The organism is Halorubrum cibi, from assembly GCF_900182635.1.
In the GTDB taxonomy this organism is placed as follows: Archaea; Halobacteriota; Halobacteria; order Halobacteriales; family Haloferacaceae; genus Halorubrum; species Halorubrum cibi.
The window spans coordinates 232,552-253,093 of sequence record NZ_FXTD01000004.1 but is presented as its reverse complement, the minus strand read 5'-3'; the positions used below and the strand labels follow the sequence as shown (position 1 = coordinate 253,093).

At 69.2% G+C, this 20,542-nt stretch carries 19 protein-coding genes; 2 read left to right on the top strand and 17 right to left on the bottom strand.

The window, feature by feature from the left end:
• Positions 1-20 precede the first annotated feature (20 nt).
• Both FN829_RS07170 and FN829_RS07165 read right to left on the bottom strand, forming a co-directional pair.
• Positions 21-764: a DNA polymerase sliding clamp gene (locus FN829_RS07170; RefSeq protein WP_142986301.1), complete on the bottom strand. Its 744-nt coding sequence runs from the start codon at positions 762-764 to the stop codon at positions 21-23.
• Positions 765-836: 72 nt separating this feature from the next.
• Positions 837-2,216, bottom strand: coding sequence for a phosphoglucomutase/phosphomannomutase family protein (locus tag FN829_RS07165; protein WP_142986351.1), 1,380 nt, complete (start codon positions 2,214-2,216; stop codon positions 837-839).
• A gap of 474 nt (positions 2,217-2,690) precedes the next feature.
• Between FN829_RS07165 and FN829_RS07160 the strand changes: the two genes are divergently transcribed.
• Together FN829_RS07160 and FN829_RS07155 are read left to right on the top strand one after the other, a co-directional pair.
• Positions 2,691-3,224: an NADPH-dependent FMN reductase gene (locus FN829_RS07160; RefSeq protein WP_142986300.1), complete on the top strand. Its 534-nt coding sequence runs from the start codon at positions 2,691-2,693 to the stop codon at positions 3,222-3,224.
• Positions 3,221-3,619 (top strand): rhodanese-like domain-containing protein, encoded by a 399-nt coding sequence (locus FN829_RS07155; RefSeq protein WP_142986299.1) that lies wholly within the window; start codon positions 3,221-3,223, stop codon positions 3,617-3,619. Before FN829_RS07160 ends, FN829_RS07155 begins: the two co-directional genes overlap by 4 nt.
• Before the next feature lie 242 nt (positions 3,620-3,861).
• Here the strand turns inward: FN829_RS07155 and argF are convergent, their stop codons facing one another.
• The 15 genes from argF to FN829_RS07075 form a co-directional block, all read right to left on the bottom strand.
• Positions 3,862-4,776 (bottom strand): ornithine carbamoyltransferase, encoded by a 915-nt coding sequence (gene argF / locus FN829_RS07150; protein ID WP_142986298.1) that lies wholly within the window; start codon positions 4,774-4,776, stop codon positions 3,862-3,864.
• A gap of 119 nt (positions 4,777-4,895) precedes the next feature.
• Entirely contained in the window at positions 4,896-6,005 is a 1,110-nt protein-coding gene (locus FN829_RS07145; protein ID WP_142986350.1) for a [LysW]-lysine hydrolase, read from the bottom strand.
• Between the two features lie 89 nt (positions 6,006-6,094).
• Positions 6,095-7,222, bottom strand: a complete 1,128-nt coding sequence (locus FN829_RS07140; protein WP_142986297.1) for an aspartate aminotransferase family protein — start codon at positions 7,220-7,222, stop codon at positions 6,095-6,097.
• Positions 7,219-8,154 carry an acetylglutamate/acetylaminoadipate kinase gene (locus tag FN829_RS07135; RefSeq protein WP_142986296.1) on the bottom strand — a complete coding sequence of 312 codons (936 nt, stop codon included), beginning with the start codon at positions 8,152-8,154 and terminating at the stop codon, positions 7,219-7,221. The genes FN829_RS07140 and FN829_RS07135 overlap by 4 nt, the downstream gene beginning before the upstream one ends.
• Entirely contained in the window at positions 8,151-9,227 is a 1,077-nt protein-coding gene (argC, locus tag FN829_RS07130; RefSeq protein WP_142986295.1) for an N-acetyl-gamma-glutamyl-phosphate reductase, read from the bottom strand. The genes FN829_RS07135 and argC overlap by 4 nt, the downstream gene beginning before the upstream one ends.
• A complete protein-coding gene (gene lysX, locus FN829_RS07125; RefSeq protein ID WP_142986294.1) occupies positions 9,224-10,159 on the bottom strand; it encodes a lysine biosynthesis protein LysX in 936 nt (311 codons plus the stop codon). Before lysX ends, argC begins: the two co-directional genes overlap by 4 nt.
• Positions 10,160-10,200: 41 nt before the next feature.
• On the bottom strand, positions 10,201-10,389 hold the full coding sequence (lysW, locus tag FN829_RS07120) for a lysine biosynthesis protein LysW (protein WP_066413002.1): 189 nt from the start codon (positions 10,387-10,389) through the stop codon (positions 10,201-10,203).
• A 217-nt stretch (positions 10,390-10,606) separates the two neighbouring features.
• Positions 10,607-12,082 carry an argininosuccinate lyase gene (gene argH / locus FN829_RS07115; RefSeq protein ID WP_142986293.1) on the bottom strand — a complete coding sequence of 492 codons (1,476 nt, stop codon included), beginning with the start codon at positions 12,080-12,082 and terminating at the stop codon, positions 10,607-10,609.
• On the bottom strand, positions 12,083-13,342 hold the full coding sequence (locus tag FN829_RS07110; RefSeq protein WP_142986292.1) for an argininosuccinate synthase: 1,260 nt from the start codon (positions 13,340-13,342) through the stop codon (positions 12,083-12,085). It abuts the gene before it with no gap.
• Between the two features lie 802 nt (positions 13,343-14,144).
• A complete protein-coding gene (gene hemL / locus FN829_RS07100; RefSeq protein ID WP_142986290.1) occupies positions 14,145-15,482 on the bottom strand; it encodes a glutamate-1-semialdehyde 2,1-aminomutase in 1,338 nt (445 codons plus the stop codon).
• A gap of 78 nt (positions 15,483-15,560) precedes the next feature.
• On the bottom strand, positions 15,561-16,016 hold the full coding sequence (locus FN829_RS07095) for a hypothetical protein (RefSeq protein WP_142986289.1): 456 nt from the start codon (positions 16,014-16,016) through the stop codon (positions 15,561-15,563).
• Between the two features lie 94 nt (positions 16,017-16,110).
• A complete protein-coding gene (locus FN829_RS07090; RefSeq protein WP_142986288.1) occupies positions 16,111-17,796 on the bottom strand; it encodes an ammonium transporter in 1,686 nt (561 codons plus the stop codon).
• A gap of 478 nt (positions 17,797-18,274) precedes the next feature.
• The gene (radA, locus tag FN829_RS07085) at positions 18,275-19,306 is read right to left on the bottom strand and encodes a DNA repair and recombination protein RadA (RefSeq protein WP_142986287.1); all 1,032 of its coding nucleotides are present in this window, start codon (positions 19,304-19,306) and stop codon (positions 18,275-18,277) included.
• A 99-nt stretch (positions 19,307-19,405) separates the two neighbouring features.
• Entirely contained in the window at positions 19,406-19,906 is a 501-nt protein-coding gene (locus FN829_RS07080) for an amino acid-binding protein (RefSeq protein ID WP_142986286.1), read from the bottom strand.
• Between the two features lie 56 nt (positions 19,907-19,962).
• Positions 19,963-20,433, bottom strand: a complete 471-nt coding sequence (locus tag FN829_RS07075) for a histidine kinase (protein WP_142986285.1) — start codon at positions 20,431-20,433, stop codon at positions 19,963-19,965.
• Positions 20,434-20,542: the final 109 nt, after the last annotated feature.

Here is a 20,542-nt window from a genome sequence, read left to right as displayed (position 1 = left end):
AAGGGCCGTTTCCCCGCTTCTCAGTCGCTCTGGATACGCGGCGCGAGCATATACGTCACGTGGCCCAACCCCTCGCCGAAGCCGTAGTGGAGCTTGACGGGGAACTCCTCGCCGAGCTCGACGGTGACCTCGGCGTCGCCGGGGATCGCCTTGTTCATGTCCTTGAGGTAATCGAGGCTGAAAAGCGAGTCCGCGGAGCCGGCGGTGAGCGCGATGAGGTCCTCGCGGGCGAGCTCCAAGTCGACGTCGTCGGTGTCGCCTTCCGCCTCGATGAGGTACGTCTCCGCGGTCTCGTCGACGCGCAGCCGGATGTGGTCGGAGACCATGTCTGCGGCCTTCACGCCGCGGTCGAGCTGTGCGCCCTCGACGACGATCTCCGCGGGGAGGTCCAGATCGGGGATGTCCGGCTCTTGGCGGATGGAGTCGGGGTCGATGAGCGCGAGGGTGTACGAGAGGCCGTCCGTCTCGATGTGGAGCTTGCGGGTCTCCTCGTCGAGTTCGAGGTGGATCAGGTCACCGGAGTTGGCCATCCCGGCGATGTCCTCGAGGCGGGCGAGGTTGACGCCGATGACGCCGCCGTCGGCCTCGTAGGACTCGAACGCGGCGGCCTCGAGGGTGAGGTCGACCATGCCGACGTTCGCGGGATCGACCGCGCGGATCGAGAGCGCCTCCTCGTTCAGGCGGATCTTACACTCGTCGACCAGCACGCTCACCGAATCGAGCGCGTCCTGTAGCGTCGACGCGCTCACGATGGCCTTGAACATATACGAGCGACTAGGGTGGTATCCCCTAAAAAGGCACCCAATCCGAACGCCTCCGCGTCGCTCACACCGGGCTCACACGAGCGGTTCGACGAGGTCGCGGCCCTCCGCGAGCAGCGAGTCGACCCGGTCGTCCGAGTCGGCCTCGGCGTAGACGCGCAGCTTCGGCTCGGTCCCCGAGGGGCGGACGAGGAGCCAGGAGCCGTTCTCCAAGAGGAGCTTGAACCCGTCGAGCGTGACGACCTCCGCGACCGCGTGGCCGTCGACCGACTCGGGGATGTGACCCTCCAACTCGGCGAGGACCGCCTCCTTGCGGTCGTCGGGGCAGTCGATCGAGACCTTCCCGGCGGCGATGTGGCCGTGTTCGTCGAGCAGGCGGTCGACGCGGGCGTCGAAGGGTTCCGCGTCGGCGGCGTCGGCCGCGAGTAGCGCCATCAACACGCCGTCCTTCTCGCGGACGTGCCCGCGAACGGAGAAGCCGCCGGACTCCTCGCCGCCGAACAGCGCGTCGTGTTCGCCCATCGCCTCGGCGACCCACTTGAACCCGACGGGGGTCTCGTACACTTCCTCGCCGTGCGCCTCGGCGATGCGGTCGACGAGGAACGTCGTCGAGACGGTCCGGACCGCCGGACCCGAGTCGGTCTCCAGGAGGCGGTCGTAGCAGGCGGCATAAAAGAGGTTGGCGTCGAGCACGCCGCGCTCGGGTGTCACCACCGCGACTCGATCGGAGTCGCCGTCGTTGGCGACGCCGAGGTCGACGTCGCTTTCGGAGTCGGTCACCAGATCGGCGAGCTCGCCGAGGTGTTCCGCGCTGGGTTCTGGAGATTCGCCGCCGAAGGTCGGGTCCCGGTCACAGCGCAGGCGGCGCACCTCCGCGCCGGCGGACTCGAGCAGGGCGTCCGTCACCCCGCGGCCGCTGCCGTGCATCGCGTCGTACGCGACCGTGAGCCCGTCGAGGTCGGCGTCGACGAGGTCGCGGGCGGCCTCTGCGTGCGGCGTCACGAAGTCGTGGCGGCGGACCTCGCCGCGCTCGTCCTCGGGGAGGAGGTCCGGCTCCGCGAGCCGGGAGACCACGTCCTCGGTCACGTCGGGGAGCGCGGGCGCGCCGTCGCTCGGGATGAACTTCACGCCGTTGTACTCGGGCGGGTTGTGCGAAGCGGTGACCATACACGCGCCAGCCAGCCCCTCGTCGACGATGCCGTAGGCGATCAGGGGAGTGGGGACGTCGCGTTCGGGCAACAACACGTCGAAGCCGTTCCCCGAGAGCACCTCCGCGAGGCTCTCGGCGAACCCCTCGGAGGTCTCGCGGGCGTCGTACCCCACGGCGACCGGTTCGTCGTGGCCCGCCGCCTCGAGATGGTCGGCGACCGCCTGCCCCACGATCCGAACCCGGTCGTCGGTGAAGACGTCGAGCGTCGCCCGCCAACCGTCCGTACCGAACGAGATCTGGTCCATGTCCGCACCCTGGACGGCCGGGACCATAACGTCCGGTGTCCCTCGCGAACCTTGCGCGGGCGAGTCGGCCACGTGAGAGGACGGACGGATCGGTCAGTACACCACCTTTTTCTCGTCGGGTACCCTCGCTCACTGCGTTCGCTTCGGGAACCGCTCCTCGAAAAACCTGGAGGGAAAAAGGCCGACGGCTCGGCGTTCGCCTCGCCGTCGGTGAACCGCTCGCTTCGCTCGCGGATGTTCACTACAGATGGGGAGTGTATCAATTCGGGCGGTGGCGTCGCCGGCGCTTTGCGCCGGCTGCCAGAGGCGCGGAGCGCCTCGCGACTGGGGTTTTGGATATCGTCACCGCGCCAGCAACGACCCGTTCTGTCGATATGGAACCGAGAACCGGGGGACGAACGGGGACTCTACACGACCGTCGACGCCTCACGACGAACCGCCCGCGTTTTTGGTTCCTCGCCTCGAACCCGGCGTATGACACGGATCGTCGCGATCTCCGGCAGCCGTCGGGGGGCGAGCACCACGAAGGCCGCCCTCCGCGTCGCGCTCTCAGCCGCGGCCGACGCCGGCGCGGAGACCGACCTGATCGATCTGGGCGCGGTCGACCTCCCGCTGTACCACCCCGACGAGGACGATCAGGGCGACAGCGAGCGCCTGAAACGCCGAGTTCGCGAGGCCGACGGCGTGCTCGCGGGCACTCCGGTCTACCACGGCTCCTACTCCTCGACGTTCAAGAACTTCCACGACTTCTGCGGCTTCGACGAGTACGAGAACACCGCGGTGGGGCTGCTCGCGACCGCCGGCGGCGGCTCTTACGGCGGCACCCTCGAACACCTCCGGTCGACGTTCCGGAACGTCCACGCGTGGGTGGTCCCCCACGAGGTCGGGATCCGCGGCGCGTCCTCCGAGATCGACGACGAGGGACGGATCTCCGACGAGGACCTCCGCAAGCGGACCGAGCGGCTCGGCCGGATCGTGACCGAACACGCGGAACGGCTACGAGGATGAACGGGATCCGCCCGGACGAGTTGGACGAGCGTCTCGGGGGCGGGAGCGGAGAGGGAAGCGAAGGGACGAGCGGAGACGAACCGTTCGTCCTCGACGTTCGCCCGGCGGACGCGTACGAGGCGGACGCGATCGACGGGAGCCACAACCTCCCCGTCTACGAGGACCTCCGCGGCGGCGACGAGTCGGCGCTCCGGGCGCGTTTGGACGAGGTCCCGCGGGACCGGGAGATCGTCACGGTGTGTAAGATGGGGATCGTCGCGAAGCAGGCGACGACGGTGCTCGAGGAGGAGGGATACGACGCGAGGACGCTCGCGGGCGGGATGAGCGGCTGGAACGGCTACCGGGCCGGATCGATCGGGTACAAACTGCGATCGCTGTGGTGGCGGCTTCGGTAGGCCGGCGGTCGTCCCCGGTAAGCTCCGGTCGTCCCTGGTAAGCGACGGCCGGCGAAGCGTGGCCTCTCGCCTCCCCAGCCTCGCACCGGCCGCGCCGCCGGACCGCGACGGCGCGGCCGGGTGCTCCCTCGCGCGCGGTCCGCCGCGGACTCCCGCCGGTCGTCCTCGCGGGTCGCGCGCGCCGAAGCGGGCGGTCGGGGGGACGACGGTGCCGGCGGGGTCGGCCGGATCGGCCGGATCGGTTACGACCCGTTTCCGGCCTCGTCCTCGAGCAGTTCGACGAGCAGCGCGTTCTGCGCGTGCATCCGGTTCTCAGCCTGCTCCCACGCGAGCGCGCGGTCGGACTCGAGCACGTCGTTCGTGATCTCCTCGCCGCGGTGGGCGGGCAGACAGTGCATCACTTTCGCGTCCGTGCCCGCGAGCAGGTCGGCGTTCACTTGAAATCCGTCGAAGGCGGCCAGCTTCTCGTGGCGTTCGTCCTCCTGTCCCATCGAGATCCACACGTCGGTGTAGACGACGTCGGCCCCGTCGAGGACGCTCTCGGGGTCCGTCGTCGGCTCCACGTCCGCGCCGAAGGCGGCCGCGCGCTCGAAGACGGCGGGATCCATCCCGTACTCGTCGGGCGTCGCCACCCGCACGTCGATGCCGGCCATCGCCGCGCCGACGACGAACGACTGCCCGACGTTGTTGCCGTCGCCGACCCACGCGACGGTGGCATCCTCGCCGACGAACTCCCGGATCGTGAGCAGGTCCGCGAGCGTCTGGCAGGGGTGTGCCTCGTCGGTGAGCCCGTTGATCACGGGGCAGTCGGCGTGCTCGGCGAGCGTCTCGACGTCGGCGTGGTCGAACAGCCGCGCCATCACGGCGTCGACGTACCGGCCGAGCACCCGCGCGGTGTCCCGGAGCGGCTCGCCGTGCCCGAGCTGGAGGTCGTCCGGCCCGAGGAACATGGCGTGGCCGCCGAGCCGCGTCATCCCCGTCTCGAAGGAGATCCGCGTCCGCGTCGAGGGCTTCTCGAATATCATCCCGAGCGTCGCGTCGGGGAGCCGCGGCTCCGTCTCGCCGGCCTTCATCGCGGCCGCGCGGTCGAGCAGGGCGTCCAGTTCGGCCGGCGTTACGTCGTCGATGTCGAGGAAGTCGTCGGTAGCGAGTGGCATGTGTGGGTGAGTTCGATGGCTGAGACGTGGTTGATCTGCGTCGATGGTTCGGATTCGGTGATGGGTCGATACGGGAGGCTTCGGAGAGAAGGGAGCGCCGCGGCCCGCGGCCGCGACGCCTATCGTCGGTCGCGACAGACGTCGGCGAGGACGGTCGTCGCCCGGTCGAGCTCCGAGAGCGGGAGCCGCTCGTCGGGCGCGTGGTCCAGCTCGGAGTTTCCGGGGCCGTAGGTGACCATCGGGCAGTCCCACTCGGCCGCGAAGAGGTTCATGTCGCTCGTGCCGGTCTTTCTGAGTAGGCGGACGTCGCCGCCGGCCCCGCGGATCGCGACGCGGAACGCCCGCGCGAGGTCGGTCCGGGGGCTCTCCATCACGGGCGGGATCGGCTCCTTCCAGTGGACCGACCCCGTGGTCAGCTCCGCCTCCGCCAGCTCGTGGACCTCGTCGACGGTGCGGGACGGCGGCACCCGGAGCTGGACGTCCATCGCGGCCTCGACGGCGAGGCCGTCGTCGGTCAGCCCGCCATCCATCGAGACGGGTTTCGTCGTCACCTGCTCGAAGACGGGCGTCTCCGGGTCCGCCGGCGTGAATGCCTCCTCGACGCCGTGCCACCAGTCGATCGCGTGCTGGATCGCGTTCGGCTCCGGCCGCGAGGAGTGGCCCGACTCGCTGGTGTTCACGTACGTGCCCGCGAGGAAGCCGCGGTAGCCGAGCGTGACGCCGTCCCAGCCCGACGGCTCGCCGTTCACCACCGCCTCGGGCGCGTCGCGGTCGGCGACGAGGTGGCGTGCGCCCCGCGAGTTCGTCTCCTCGCCGACGACCCCGACGAAGGAGACGCCGGTCTCGACGGCGGCGACCGCCATCGAGACGAGCGGGCCGGTCGCGTCGACCGCGCCGCGGCCCCACAACACGGGCTCGCCCGGCTCGCCGACCCGGACGTCGGTCCCGCCGAGGTCGTCCACGTCCTCGGGAGCGGGACGCACCTCGACGGGGATGTCGCCGGGGACGGTGTCGACGTGCGAGGTCAGGAGGACCGCGTCGTCCGCGGGTGCGCGGACGTTCCCGACCTCGTCGATCCACGCCTCGCGGCCGTTGGCCTCGAAGAAGTCGACGAGCCGCTCGGCGGCCGCCGTCTCCTCGCCGGAGGGCGAGGGGATCGAGACCAGGTCGAAAAGCAGCTTGCGCGCCGGGGTGTCGCAGGCCTCGGGGTAGCCGCCGCCGGCGACCACGTCGGTGCCGGCAGCGTCGCCGTTGTCGGCAGCGTCACCGTCGCCCGCCGCGGGAGCCTCCGCGTTCCCGGCCGAGTCGGGCGCGGCGGTCACGCGATCACCTCCTCGAGCGCGTCGACCACGCTGTCGACGTGGTCGCGCTCGACCGTCAGCGGCGGCAGCAGGCGCAACACGGTGCGACCGGCCGGCAGCGCGAGGATCCCGTGGTCGATCGCGAGGTCGCGGAGCAGCCGGTTGGAGCCGCGTTTCACCTCGATGCCGACCATCAGCCCCTCGCCGCGGACCTCGCGCACGTCGTCGCCGAGGCGGGTTTCGATCTCCTCGCGGAGGTACGAGCCCACGTCGGCCGCGTGATCGGCCAGCCCCTCGCGTTCGATGACGTCGAGGGTCGCGCCGGCCGCCGCGGAGACGACGGGGCCGCCCGAGAACGTCGAGCCGTGGTCGCCCGACTCCGCCGCGATCCAGTCGCGACACAGCGTCGCGCCGATCGGGAGCCCGCTGGCGAGCCCCTTCGCCGTCGTGAGCACGTCCGGGACCACGCCGTGACGCTCCGCGGCCCACATCGAGCCCGTGCGGCCGAGCCCGGTCTGGATCTCGTCGAGGACCATCGCGGCCCCCGCCTCCGCCGTGGCCTCCCGCACCGCCTCGAGGTACGCCGTCGAGGCGGGATTGATCCCGCCCTCGCCCTGGAGGGGCTCCAGGATCACGGCCGCGGTCTTCTCGTCGACGGCCTCGCGCATTGCCGCCTCGTCGCCGTACTCGACGAACTCGACGCCGCCGGCGAGCGGCTCGAACCCCTGTTTGTACTTCGCCTTCCAGGTGGTCGCGAGCGCGCCCATCGTCCGGCCGTGAAAGCCCTGAGTGGTCGCAACGATCTTCTCGCGGCCGGTCGCGTGCCGCGCGAACTTCAGGGCGGCCTCGTTGGCCTCGGTCCCGGAGTTACAGAGCCAGACGTTCCCGACGTCGCCGGGCGCGACCTCGGCCAACCGCTCGTACAGCGCCGTCCGCGTCGCGTGCGGGTACGACGCCTGGACGTACATGAGCTCCTCCAACTGGCTCGTGGCCGCGTCGACGACCTCGGGGTGACAGTGGCCGACCGGGGTACACGCGTAGCTCGCGCCGAAATCGAGGTAGTCGTTGCCGTTCGTGTCGGTGAGGTGGACCCCGTCGCCGGAGGCGATCTCGATCGGCTTCTCGGAGAAGACGAAGCCGCTCATGCGTCGACCGCCTCCGTCTCCTCGGCATCCTCCGCGTCCTCGTCCGTTCCGTCGACCGCCGACCGCTCGATCGTCGTCCCCGAGCCGTCGAGCGCGGCGAGGATCGGGTCGTCGGCGTTGGCATCGGCGATAAAGACACGGCCGGAGCCGCCCGAGAGCGCTTCTTTGGCCGCCATCACCTTCTTGCCCATGAACCCCTCGGCGGCGTCCTCGACCGCCTCCAGGTCCGCGGGCGTCGCGGCCGACTCGATCAGCGTGTCGGGGTCGTCCGGGTCGGCGTAGACGCCCGCCACGTCGGTCAGCAGGACCAGGTCCGCGCCGAGTGCGCCCGCGACCGCGGCGGCCGCCCGGTCCGCGTCGGCGTTGACCGGCGTGACGCCGCCGTCGCCCTCTTTCCCCTCCATCGGGGGCGAGACGACGGGGGTGTAGCCGTCCGCGAGCAGGCCGGCGAGCAGGTCGGCGTTCACCGACTCGATCGTCCCCGAGTGCTCGCCGCGCCTGATCTTCCTCTTTCCGTCCTCGACCACGCGGACCGCCGACTTGCGCGGCCCCGAGAGGAGCCCGCCGTCGACGCCGGAGAGGCCGACCGCGTCGACGCCGGCCTCGCGGAACAGCGCGGTCAGCTCGGTGTTGAGCTTGCCCGCCATCGCCATCGTGAACGCCTCCATCGCGTCGGCGTCGGTGAATCGACCCGTGACGCCGGAGGCGGACTCGACGTACTCGGGCTCCATGCCCAGCCGCTCGATGGTCTCGTCGACGACCGTCGAGCCGCCGTGGACGACGACGACCGCGCGACCGTCGGCGACGAGGTCGGCGACGTCGCCGACCGCACCCGCCGGGTCGACCGCCCTCGCGCCGCCGATCTTGACGACGACGGGAGGATCGCCGGCGGCGTCGCTTCCGCCGTCGGCGACCGCGTCGGAGCCGCTCATGGCGACCCCACGGGGTGAAGCCCCCCGAACTCGAGGCCGGCGGTCTCGGGCAGCTCGAGCGCGACGTTCGCCGCGTGGACCGCCTGCCCCGCCGACCCCTTGGTCATGTTGTCGATCGCCGAGAAGACGACGACGCGCCGGTTCCCGGGGTCGAGCTCGAAGCCGACCTCGCCGTGGTTGGTGCCGGCGACCGACTTCGGCTCGGGGTAGCGGTAGACGCCGCCCCCGCCGGAGACGACCCGCATGAACGGCTCGTCGGCGTACGCGCCGCGGTAGCTCTTCCAGAGGTCGCCCTTCGAGACGGGCTCGTCGGGGAAGACGTGGCAGGTCGCGGACGCGCCCCGGACCATGTCGACCGCGTGGACGGTGAAGGAGACGGAGAGCCCGAGGTACGCCTCGATCTCCGCCTCGTGGCGGTGGCCGGTGGGCGCGTACGGGCGCACGACGCCCGAGCGCTCGGGGTGCGAGGAGGCCGCGCCGCCGCCGGCGCCACCCTCCGAGGAGCCGACCTTCACGTCGACGACGACCTCGCCGCTCTCGGGGCCGAGCACGCCCGCGTCGACGAGCGGCTTCAGCCCGAGGATCGTCGCCGTGGCGTTACAGCCGCCGCCGGCGATGAGGTCCGCCCCGGGGAGGTTCTCGCGGTTGAGTTCGGGCAGCGCGTACTCCGCGCGCTCAAGGTACTCCGGCGACTCGTGGCCGTCGTACCACTCGTCGTACATGGTCGCCTCCGGCAGCCGGAAGTCCGCCGAGAGGTCGACGACCGTGTCCGCGACCTCGAAGTAGTCGTCGACCCGCCCCATCGAGACACCGTGTGGCGTCGCCGAGAAGAGCACGTCGACGGACTCGAGGTCGTCGGGGGAAGAAAAGCGCAGATCGAGGTCCCGGAGGTTCGGGTGCGAGCGGCCGACCGTCATGTTGTCCGCCGACCGCGAGGTGGCCTGAACGACCTCGAAGTTCGGGTGACCGGCGAGTAAGCGCAACAGCTCGCCGCCGGTGAACCCCGTGCCGCCGACGACGCTCGCGGTGTACGTGTCGGTCGCGGCGTCCGCTCCCGAACCCGTCCCGCTCATAGGACGACCTCGTCGGCGTCGGTCGCGTCGTCGACGTTCGTGTCACCGCTCGAGTCGTCGCCGTCGGCCGCGAACGCCTCGGCTTTCGTCTCCAGCCAGTCGACGACCCGCGCGGGGACGTCGACGTCGCTGGCCTCGGTGAGCGCCTTGAACTCGACTGTGTGGTTCACCTCGTGGACGGTGTACTCGCCGGAGCCCTCGCCCCCGACCTCCATCAGGTCGACGCCGAGCATCCCGCCGCCGACCGCCTCAGAGGCCCGCTCGACGAGCTCGAGCGCCCGGTCGTCGAGGTCGAACGGCTCCGTCGTCCCGCCCTTCGCGGCGTTCGTGAGCCAGTGGTCCGACGAGCGCGTCATCGCGGCGACCGGCTCGCCGTCGACCGAAACCACCCGGATGTCGCGGCCGGGTTTGTCGACGAACTCCTGGACGTAGAACACCTTGTGCTCGTAGTGGCCGAGCGTCTCCTTGTGCTCTAAGATCGCCTCGGCGGCGCTGCGGGTGTCGATCTTCGCCATCAGCCGCCCCCAGGATCCGACGACGGGTTTCAACACGCAGGGGTAGCCGAACGACTCGATGGCCTCCATCGCGGCCTCCTTCGTGAACGCGACCTCCGTGGCGGGCGTGGGGACGTCCGCCTCCGCGAGCGCGAGCGAGTTCTTCGCCTTGTCCGCACAGACGTCGCCGGTCTCGGGGGAGTTCACCACGGGAACGCCGTAGCTGTCGAGGAACCTCGTCGCGTACAGCGACCGGCTCGTGGAGAGACACCGGTCGACGACGATGTCGAGGTCGGCAACGTTCGCCGTCGTCGACTCCAGCCCGAACCGCTGTTTGCGCACGTCGATCTTCTCGATCTCGTGGTCGCGGTCGCGCAGTTCCTCGAGCAGCAGCTTCTCGTCGCGGCGGATCCGCGAGTAGAGGATCCCTATGCGCATGCCGACCACTCGCGTGTCGACGTCGTGAGGTTCGTCACCATCTACTCTCCCCAGTCCTCCTCGAGTTCGGGAGCCTCCTCCAGCGTGACGGGATCCAGCGAGATGACCTCCAGTTCGGTCCCGGTGACCGGACTGTCGATTATCTCGCCAACCTCGACGTCGGCCGGAAGCTCGATCTCCTCGCCCGTGATCGGGTCCTCTGCCAGCACCGGATCGGTATCGGTCGTCATCGTGGGCGATACTCGCCTCCGATAAAACATAAACCCTTCGAAAATATAATTTTGTTTACAATAAATAGAGTCGACTCTAACGGTTCGAAAAGCCAATTCAGCCGTCGTGTGAAATCCGATGACAGATTTCAGTAATTAGTTGTCCCCTCGCGGGGACGGCGGCGATCGCGGCGGTCGCGGCGGCTGTCGGAGCGTCGAGTCCGCGTCACGAGTCGACTCACGCATACGTCTCCACCTCCGTCTCCAGCCGGTCGGTCGCGGCGGCGAGCGTGTCGCGGCGTGCGGCCAGCGCTTCCGCGTCGTCGTCGAGACCGGCCTCGCTCGCCGCGAGCGCCTCGGCGACCGCGTCGGGGGCGGGCCCGCCGGTCGAATCGCGACTCGCGACGCTCTCCGCCGGATCGAGCGCGGCCTCCACGTCCTCGCGGCTCACGTACGCCGAGAGGGGCTCGCCCGTGACCTCTCGTGCGGCCTCGTCAACTTTTGCGGCCGCGGTCGCCGGGTCGTCGGCGTCGTCGATCGACTCGGCCGCGGCCGCGACGATCTCGTGGGCGGTCCGGAACGGCAGTCCGCCCATCGCGAGCAGGTCGGCGACGCCCGTCGCCGTCGAGAAACCGTCGCCGGCGGCCGACGCGAGCTCCTCGACCGCCCAATCGGCGGTCGCGACCGCGCCGGCGGCGACCTCCGCCGCCTCCCGCACGTCGTCGGCGGTCTCGAACACGCTCGCGTGCGCGCGCTGGAGGTCGCGGTTGTACGCGCGGGGCAACCCCTTCAGCAGGCTCAGCGTCCCCGTCGCCTCGCCGATCGCGTCGCCGGCGACGCCGCGAGTCAGCTCCAGCGTGTCGGGGTTCTTCTTCTGGGGCATGATCGAGGACGTCGACGAGTAGTCGTCGGACAGCTCGAGAAAGCCCTTGTTCGAGAAGAGGATCAGGTCCTCCGCGAGCCCCGACAACGTCGTCGACAGCGTCGCACAGGCGGTCGATGCCTCGGCAAGGAAGTCACGGGCGGACGAGGCGTCCATCGAGTTGTGGACGAGCCCGTCGAACCCGAGCAGATCGGCGGTGCGCTCGCGGTCGACGTCGAACGGCGTGCCGGCGAAGGCGGCCCCGCCGAGCGGCGAGCGGTTCGTCCGGTCGTACGCGCCGAGCAGGCGCTCGGTGTCGCGACCGATCCCGCCCTCGTACGAGAGCAGGTAGTGGCCGACGGTCGTGGGCTGGGCGGGCTGGAGGTGGGTGTACCCGGGCATCACCGTCTCCGCGTGCTCGTCTGCCACGTCGAGTAGGGCCTCCCGCAGCGTCAGCGTCGCCTCAACGACCGCAAGGAGGTCCTCGCGCAGGCGGTAGCGGATACACGTCGCCACCTCGTCGTTGCGCGAGCGCGCCGTGTGCATCCGACCGCCGTCGGGGCCGACTCGGTCGATGACGGCCGTCTCGATCGCCTCGTGGACGTCCTCGCCGTCGGGGAGAGCGCCGTGGCCGGCGGCCTCCACGTCGTCGAGGGCTTCGAGGACCTCGCCGGCGACCGCGTCGTCGACGATCCCCCTCTCCGCGAGCATGACCACGTGCGCGCGGTCGACCGCGAGATCCGCCGCGAATATCGCCTCGTCGGCCGCCAGACTCGAGAGGAACGCGCGGGCGGGGCCGCCGCTGAAGCGGTCGCGGCGGACGGCGGTTCCGGAGTCGTCGTCGTCAGTCATTCAGTTCTCGTCCGTCTCGCCGGAGCCGTCGTCGGTGCCGTCGTCGGACGCGGCACCGCCGTCCGTGGCGATCTCGGGCTTCGAGACCGCCTTCTTCACGTCGTTGGCGAGGCGCTCCTGGAGCCCGTGGTACTTCGCGACGCCCGTGGCGTCCTCCTGGGCGATGCCGGCGACGTCCTCGGTGTTGAACGAGGCCATCTCCTCGGAGTAGACGGCGTACTCGGAGTTGCGAGCGACGACGCGGCAGTTGCCGCCGGAGACCTTGACCGTCGCGGTGCCGGTCACCACGTCCTGGGTCTCGTCGATGAAGGCGTCCAGCGCGTCGACGACGGGTGCGAAGACGAGGCCCTGGTACGCCTTCTCGGACCACTCGTGTTCGATCCCCTTCTTGAACGAGCGCTCGTTCTTGGTGAGGACGAGGTCCTCGAGCGCCTGGTGGGCGGTGAGCAGGACGGTCGCGGCCGGGTGCTCGTAGTTCTCGCGGACCTTGAGCCCGAGCATGCGGTCCTCCATCACGTCGGTGCGGCCGATCCCGAACTCGCCCGCGTACTCGTTGAGGTACTGGATGAGCGGGACGGGGTCCATCTCCTCGCCGTCGACGGCGACGGGGACGCCCTCCTCGAAGGCGATCTCGATGGTCGTCTCGCCCTCGGGCTCGGCGGTCCACTCGTAGATGTCCTCCGGCGGCTCGTAGTTCGGGTTCTCCAGTTTCCCGCCCTCGACCGCGCGCGACCAGATGTTCTCGTCGATGGACCAGACGCCGCCGTCGCCGGCCTCGACGGGCAGCTCCTTCTCGGCGGCGTACTCGATCTCCCACTCGCGGGTGAGCCCCAGCTCGCGGACCGGCGCGATCACTTCGAGGTCGGAGCCGCGCCAGACGGCCTCGAACCGGAGCTGGTCGTTCCCCTTGCCCGTACAGCCGTGCGCGATGGCGTCACAGCCCTGCTCCTTGGCGACGCCGAGAATGGCCTCGGCGATGACGGGACGCGCGAGCGCGGTCCCGAGCGGGTAGCCCTGATAGGTCGCGTTCGCCTTCACCGCGTCGAAACAGAGGTCAGCGAACTCCGCCTTCGCGTCGACGACGTGGAGGTCGAGCCCGAGCGCTTCCGCGGTCTCTTCCGCCTCGTCGAACTCGTCGGTCGGCTGGCCGACGTCGACGTTGACGCCGATGACCTCGTCGTAGCCGTACTCCTCTTTCAGGATCGGAACGCAAACGGTCGTGTCGAGTCCGCCACTGAACGCGAGTGCAACGCTTGTCATTACCGGAGAAGACCCGCCTTAGGGCCTTAAATTCATCGATTTAGATGTTGTAATGAAGTGGAAAAGCCGACGCTGACGAACGATACAGCGACGACTCTCCGGGACGAAACGGCGCGAACGCGACGAGTGAAATCTGCGGCCTCAGGGGGCCGGTCGTCGCGCCGCGCCGGAAGCCGGTCGCGGCGGTCGGACTGCTCGTCGCGGTCGCGGGGCTCGTCGCTGTCGGAAGAGGGCGAGGTCGCGACGAGCCTCCGCGGTCATCACTAGGACGTAATTCCGGTTCGGCATAAAAAGGTTGCGTACTTCCGACGAGCGCGGCTCTCGAGAAGGCCCGTACGTGAACGGCGACGACTCGACGACGATCACCACCGGAGTTCCAGCCGCTCGGCTGTACGCAGTTGCCGTCGCGGTAAACACCGCCAAAACCCCAGTCGCTCGGCTGTACGCTGCTGAAAACGTGACTGCGATGAACACCTCCAAAGCCCCAGCCGCGAGGCGGGCGCACGCTCGCTGCGCTCCTCACTCGATCGTTCGCTTCGCTCACTCTCTCGTTGCGGTGCTTACGTCGCCTGCGCCCGCCTCGCGACTGCCCCTTTGAGTCCCGCCCGACCGCAACCGCCGGAAAACGGTCGCCTCGCTTCGCTCGGCGCTGCGACTTCCGTGCTCCCGCTCGCTATCGCTCGCGGGAACGCACCTCACGCCTCCCCAGCCTCGTCAGTCGCCGAAGGCGACTGACTCCCTCGCGCGGTGCGTTCGCGGCCCGACGGGCCGCTCACGGCACGCGCCACCACAAGTGGCGTGCTCAGATCGCCTCGCGGTACGCCTCAAGGGTCGTCTCGACGTCCTCCTCGGTGTGCGCGTAGGAGGTGAACTGGCACTCGAACTGGTTGGCGGTGAGGAAGACGCCGTGATCCTTCATCTCCTGCCAGAACACCCGCTCCCAGCGGTCAGTGGCGGCGTTCGCGACGTCCGCGCCGGTCTTCGGACAGGCGTCGTAGCGGTCGCAGTCGGGGTTCTGCCGGCAGCCGCCCGCACAGCAGGCGTCGGGGTCGTCGGGGGCCTCGCGGGTGAAGACCGTCTTGAACATCGAATCGGTGCCGACGACGGTGTACTCGGGGGCGCGCTCGGCGCAGATCTCCGCGATCCCCTCCCGAAGCTTCCGGCCGAGGCGGTTCACGTGCTCGTACACGTCGTTCTCTGCGGCGTACTCGAGGGTGGCCTTCCCCGCGGCCATCGTGACCGGGTGCCCCGAGAACGTGCCCGACTGGAAGACGTCGCCGGACGGGGTGAACCCCTCGATGACGTCCGCGCGCCCGCCGATCGCGCCGACCGGGAACCCGCCGCCGACGATCTTCCCGAAGGTGGTCACGTCCGGGGTGACGCCGAACTTCGACTGCGCGCAGCCGAGGCCGCCGACACGGAACCCGGTGATCACCTCGTCGAAGATAAGCAGCGACCCGTGGTCGTCACAGAGGTCCCGGAGCGTCTCGTGGTAGCCGTCGATCGGGGCGACGATCCCCGTGTTCGCGAGGATCGGCTCGACGAGGACCGCGGCGATGTCGTCGCCGTGTTCGGCGAACACCTCCTTCGCGGTCGCGGGGTCGTTGAAGGGGATCGGAAGGGTGTGTTCCGCGAACGACTCGGGGATCCCCGCCGTCGAGGGGTGAGGGTTCTCGGGGCTCCCCTCGACGAGGGTCGACTCCTGTGCGCCGTGGTAGCCCCCCTCCATCACGACGATCTTGTCGCGGCCGGTGTGGCCCCGCGCCAGCCGCACCGCCGACACCGTCGCCTCCGTTCCCGAGTTGACGAACCGGATCGACTCGACGCTCGGGACGTGTCGCGCCACGAACTCCGCGTGTTCGACCTCCACCTCCGTGGGCGCGCCGTACATCGGTCCGGCCGCGACGTGCGACTGGATAGCCGCCTCGACCGGCTCGGGCAGGTCGTGGCCGTACAGCAGTGGACCGTACCCCATCACCCAGTCGACGTACCGGTTGCCGTCGGCGTCGATCACGTGGCCGCCGTCACCGCGCTCGACGAAGAACGGGTGCGGCATCGTCGCCCGGACCGAGGAGTTGACCCCGCCCGGCATGACCGACAGCGCGCGGTCGTACAGCTCGCGGGAGCGCTCGTGGTTCATGTCCGGCGCTTCGAACGCCCCGTGGAAAGGTGTTACCGAGTCGGCTTCGGTCGCCTCGGTCCCTCCGGCATCGGTCGGCTACATTCCGTCGTCGCTCCGGAGCATTATCGCGCCGCTGACGAGCATGAGCAGCGCGAGCACGGCCATCCCGAGGTCCCACGGCATCGCCGCGGTCATCGTCGCGTCGCCGCCCATGCTCCCCATCGTCCCGCTTCCGCCGCCCATCGACCCGCCGGTCATTCCGCCGCCGTCCGTTCCGCCGCCGGTCGTCCCACCCGCCATGCCGGTCGCCAGCGCCGCCTGGTTCGCGAGCATGACGACGGCGTACGCGAGCATTAGCTCCCCGCTCGTCGCGTCGTCGAGGGGAACGGCCGGCACGAGCAGGAGGGCGCCGTGGACGACGACCACCGCTCCGAGCGCGAGCATGAGCCACGCGGTCAGCGTCGTTCGCGTCGCGCCGGCGGCGCTCGCGATCGAGTAGCCGCCGGAGGCGAACGCGATCGCCGCGCCGTACAGCCGCGTGTCCGAGACCATGCGGTACGTGGCGACGGCGGAAACAAAAGGGTTGGTCGGTCGTGTGTCGATCCCGCGAGGCGGGTCGTTTCGCGAGGCGAACCGCGCTCGCGGACTACACCGCCTCCGGTCCGGTCGCGCCGGTGCGGACCTGAATCGCGTCCTCGACGGGCAGGACGAACACCTTGCCGTCGCCCGGCTCGCCGGTCTCCGCGGCCCCGCGGATCGCCTCCGCGACCTCGTCGGCCGGGATGTCGGCGACGACGACGTCGACTTTCACCTTCTGGTGGAGGTCGACCGTGAACTCCTCGCCGCGCCACTGGCCCGTCTTCGCGGGCTGGCTGCCGCGGCCGGAGACGTTCGTCACGGTGAGCGACGGGGCCTTGATCTCCGCGAGCGCCTGCTTTATCGCGCCGAGCTTGTCCGGACGGACGATCGCGGTGACCATCTTGATCTCCGTGCCGCCCTCCTCGCCACCGTCGGCCCGCGGCGAGCCGTCGGGCGAGGACGCGTCGGCGGCGACCGTCCCGCCGTCGGTGCTGACGGTCGGCTTGCCGAACTCGGGGTACGTCTCGACGCCGTGTTCGCTGACGTCGAGCCCGTCGCGCTCGTGTTCCGGCGTGACGCGCGCCTGCCCGACCGCCTTGAACGCCCCGAAGACGGCGGCGGTCGCGGCGACCGTCCAGACCGTGATGACGGCGACGCCGATCACCTGCGAGACGAGCAGGCCGGTGGAGAAGCCGTCGACGTGGACGAACGGCAGCGCGAGCACGCCGATGACGCCCGCGGAGCCGTGGACGGGGAACACCGCACAGACGTCGTCGATCTTCATCCGGTCGGCGGCGAACTCGAAGACGAGCGGGAGCTGGAGGCCACACACGAGCGCGACCAGGATCGCTCCCCACCACGTGACGACGTTCGCGATGCCCGTGACGCCGACGAGCCCGGCGAGCAGGCCGTTCGCGACGTACAGCGTGTCGACCTTCTTCGTGGCGTACAGGGAGGCGAGCGCCGCACCGGCACCGCCCGCGGCCATTCCGAGGGTCGTCGCCAGCGAGACGCGGCCGACCGACGCGTAGCCGCCGAGCGCGAGCTCGCCCGCGTCGGTGACCGAGAACACGGTTGCGGTCGTGCCGACGTTGAAGCCGTACCAGCCGAACGCCAGGACCAGCGTGCCGAGCACGGCGAACGTCATCGAGTGACCGGGGATGACGTTCGTGGAGCCGTCCTCGGCGTAGCGGTCCATGCGCGGGCCGAGCACGTACGCCGCGGTGAGACCGGCGATGCCGCCGACGCCGTGGACGATCATCCCGCCGGCGAAGTCAGTGAAGCCGAGCCCGGCGCCGCCGAGGAAGCCGCCGCCCCAGGTGATCCCCGCAACCACCGGGTAGATCACCGCCGAGATGGCGACCGTGTACGCCACGTACGCGCGGAGCTTCGCGCGGCCGGCGACCGCACCGGAGACGATGGTGGCCGCCGTCATCGCGAAGACGGCACCGAACAGCCAGCTGTTGACCCAGCTACCGTCGCCGAGCGCCGCGGCCGATGAGAAGCCGCCGCCGCCGGCGACGCCCTCGATCCCGAAGCCGACGAGGAAGTAGACGAGGACGCCGATGCTCCAGGTGAGCAGGTTCTTCGTGAGCTGGTTCGCGACGTTCTTCGCGCGGACCTGCCCCGCCTCGAGCATCGCGAAGCCGGCGTGCATGAAGAAGATGAGGAAACACACCACCGCGACCCACATCAGGTTCACCCCCTCCGCGAGCACGCTCGGATCGATGCTGGCGAGGACGCCGATCGTCACGCCGAACGCACCTCAGTTGAACGTACGTCTACCACACGAGTCTTTTCATCCGTGTTCATGTGTTGAATCACGTTTTCGGGTCAGGTATCACGAATATATAAACGTTTGAGTTGGGTTTCGAAAGAAATCTCTTTAATAATACTGCCAGTGTCAAATATAAGGAGGACACTATGGTGTTTAAGGACGTATTCCGACCGGTCGTTCGGCAATCGTTGCGAGGGAACTGACCGAATATAGTGTTGTTTTTCTAACTACTCTCGCGGGAACGGCGGCGATCGTCGGCCATCGCGCCGGGCGCGACCCCCTTTTGCGAATATTGCCGGCCGAGGAGTCGGCGTTGACGCGGGATATCCGTCGAGTCCGCGGATTACGGACGATACACCCGATGTACGGAGAAGTTGACGTTCGTACACCGACCATCGCGACCGGCCGGGACGAGACCGTCGAGTGACGGACTACGCGGAGCCGATCGCCGCGATCACTCCGGTTTCAGTCCCTCGCCTTGGACGCGCATCACGGCCTCGCCGTCGGCGAGGTTCGGCGCGTCCACGAGCCGGACGATCCGCTTGTTGCCCTTGGACTTCCGGAGGTAGATCCGGAACGTCGAGGCGTGACCGAGGATGTTGCCGCCGATCGCCTGCGTGGGGTCCCCGAAGTAGGAGTCGGGGTTCGACGCGACCTGGTTGGTGACGAGGATGGCGGTGTTGAACAGGTCGCCGATCCGCATCAGGTCGTGGAGGTGTTTGTTGAGCTTCTGTTGGCGCTCCGCGAGTTCCCCCCGACCGACGTACTCGGCGCGGAAGTGGGCGGTGAGAGAGTCCACACAGACGATCCGGATGGGCCACTCGCCCTCCTCGTGTTCGCCCGCGAGCTCCTTGGCCTTCTCGGCTAACAGGATCTGATGGTTGGAGTTGAACGCCTTCGCAACGTGGATCTGATCGAGGAAGGCGTCGATCAGCTCCTCCATGGCCTCCTCGCTTCCCGGCGTTCCCTCTATCTCGCGGCGCTCCATCTCGTCGGCGAGGATCTCGTCGTCGAGCCCGCGGACCATGTCGTCGATGCGCTCCGGGCGGAACGTGTCCTCGGAGTCGACGAAGATACAGCCGCCTTCGAGGCCGCCGTTCTCCTTCGAGAGCTGGACGTTGACGGCCATCTGGTGGGTGACCTGCGATTTCCCGGAGCCGAACTCGCCGTACACCTCGGTGATCGACTGTGTCTCGATGCCGCCGCCGAGCAGGTCGTCGACCTCGTCGATCTGCCAGGAGAGCTTGCCGATCTCTTGACGGCGTTCGAGGACGGTCGCGCCCGTCTCGAATCCGCCGACGTCGGCCGCGTCGCGGGCGGCGTTGATGATGTCGGAGGCGGACGACTCGCCGATGTCGGCCGTGTTCGACATCTCGCCGGGGCTCGCGACCGCGATCGACTGGTAGCTCTCGAATCCGTTCTCGACGAGTTTGTCCGCGGTCGCCGGGCCGACTCCTGGGAGGTCCTCGAGTTCGTCTTCAGGCATGTACACCCGGCTTGTGCGGCTTCGGATATAAACCCTGGTTAACACCCGAGTGAAAGTGAAATGTGGAGCGATCGGGAGCCGTGGCGTTCCGAACGCGCGCTAGAACCCGACGCGGCGGACGTACCCCAGGTCGCGGATCTCGACGAGCAGTTCGCCGGGAAGCTCGGCGTCCGTGATCACGTACAGCTTGGGGTCGTCGGTGAACTCCGGGTCGTCGCTCAACACCTGGCGGATGGGGACGTCGTGGTCCGCGAGGATCCCGGTGACCTCGGCGACGATCCCCGCCTCGTCGGCCGCCGCGACCTCGATCGTGAGGACGGTGAGATCGAGGACGGGGGCCAGATCCATTAGGCTCGGGATCGACGAGATGTTGGTGAAGATGCGTTTCAGTTCGGGGTCCGCCAGGATCGCGTCGGTCGTGGAGTCGACGACGCGCCGGTCGACGTCGAGCTCGCGGGCGATCCCCGTGTACGGGATCTCGATCCCACCGGAGACGACCCGTCCCCCCTCGTTGACGGAGAAGCCGCGCTCCAAGAACAGCCGGATGACGGCCTGCTGGCTCGGGGACCCCTCGAACTTCTCGAGGATCTCGTCGAACATTCGTTGCTACGGATCCGAGCCGTGAAGGGTTAAAAAACGGGATCCTGTCGCACCGATCAGTTCGCCATCGTCGAGTAGACGCCGCCGAGGACCACACCGTAGACGACGTGGCCGACGAGGCTCTCGACGCCGACGTTCGGCAGCGGCGGTGTGCCCGGGAACCCGACGGCACCGAGCCAGATCGGCATCACGATCACGGCGAGCGCGACCCAGACGAGGAGACCGTAGCCCGCGCCGACGCCGAGACTCGTTCCGATCGAGTCGCCGATATCCGGCTTTAGACCCGCGATCACGGCGAATCCGAGACCGATGACGGCACCGTGGGACATGTGGATCACCCAGCCGAGGGCGCCGGCAGGGCCCTCGATGCCGTACATCGCGGGGATCCCCATCTGTAGGACGCCGGGAGTCATCACCGACATCATCGCGCCGAACACGAGTCCCCCGAACAGTCCGCCGGCCACCCCCGCTTGCCAGTGTCTGGTGTCGGTCGATACGTCCGTCGCCGTCGCGGTTTCGGTCGCCATACCCCGCTCGTCGCCCGACAACCGGTAATATATGCCGGAAATGTGCGTTCGCGCCGCACGGAACCTCAACGGATATATACGGTGAGTCCTAATTACACGGGGTTTCGTC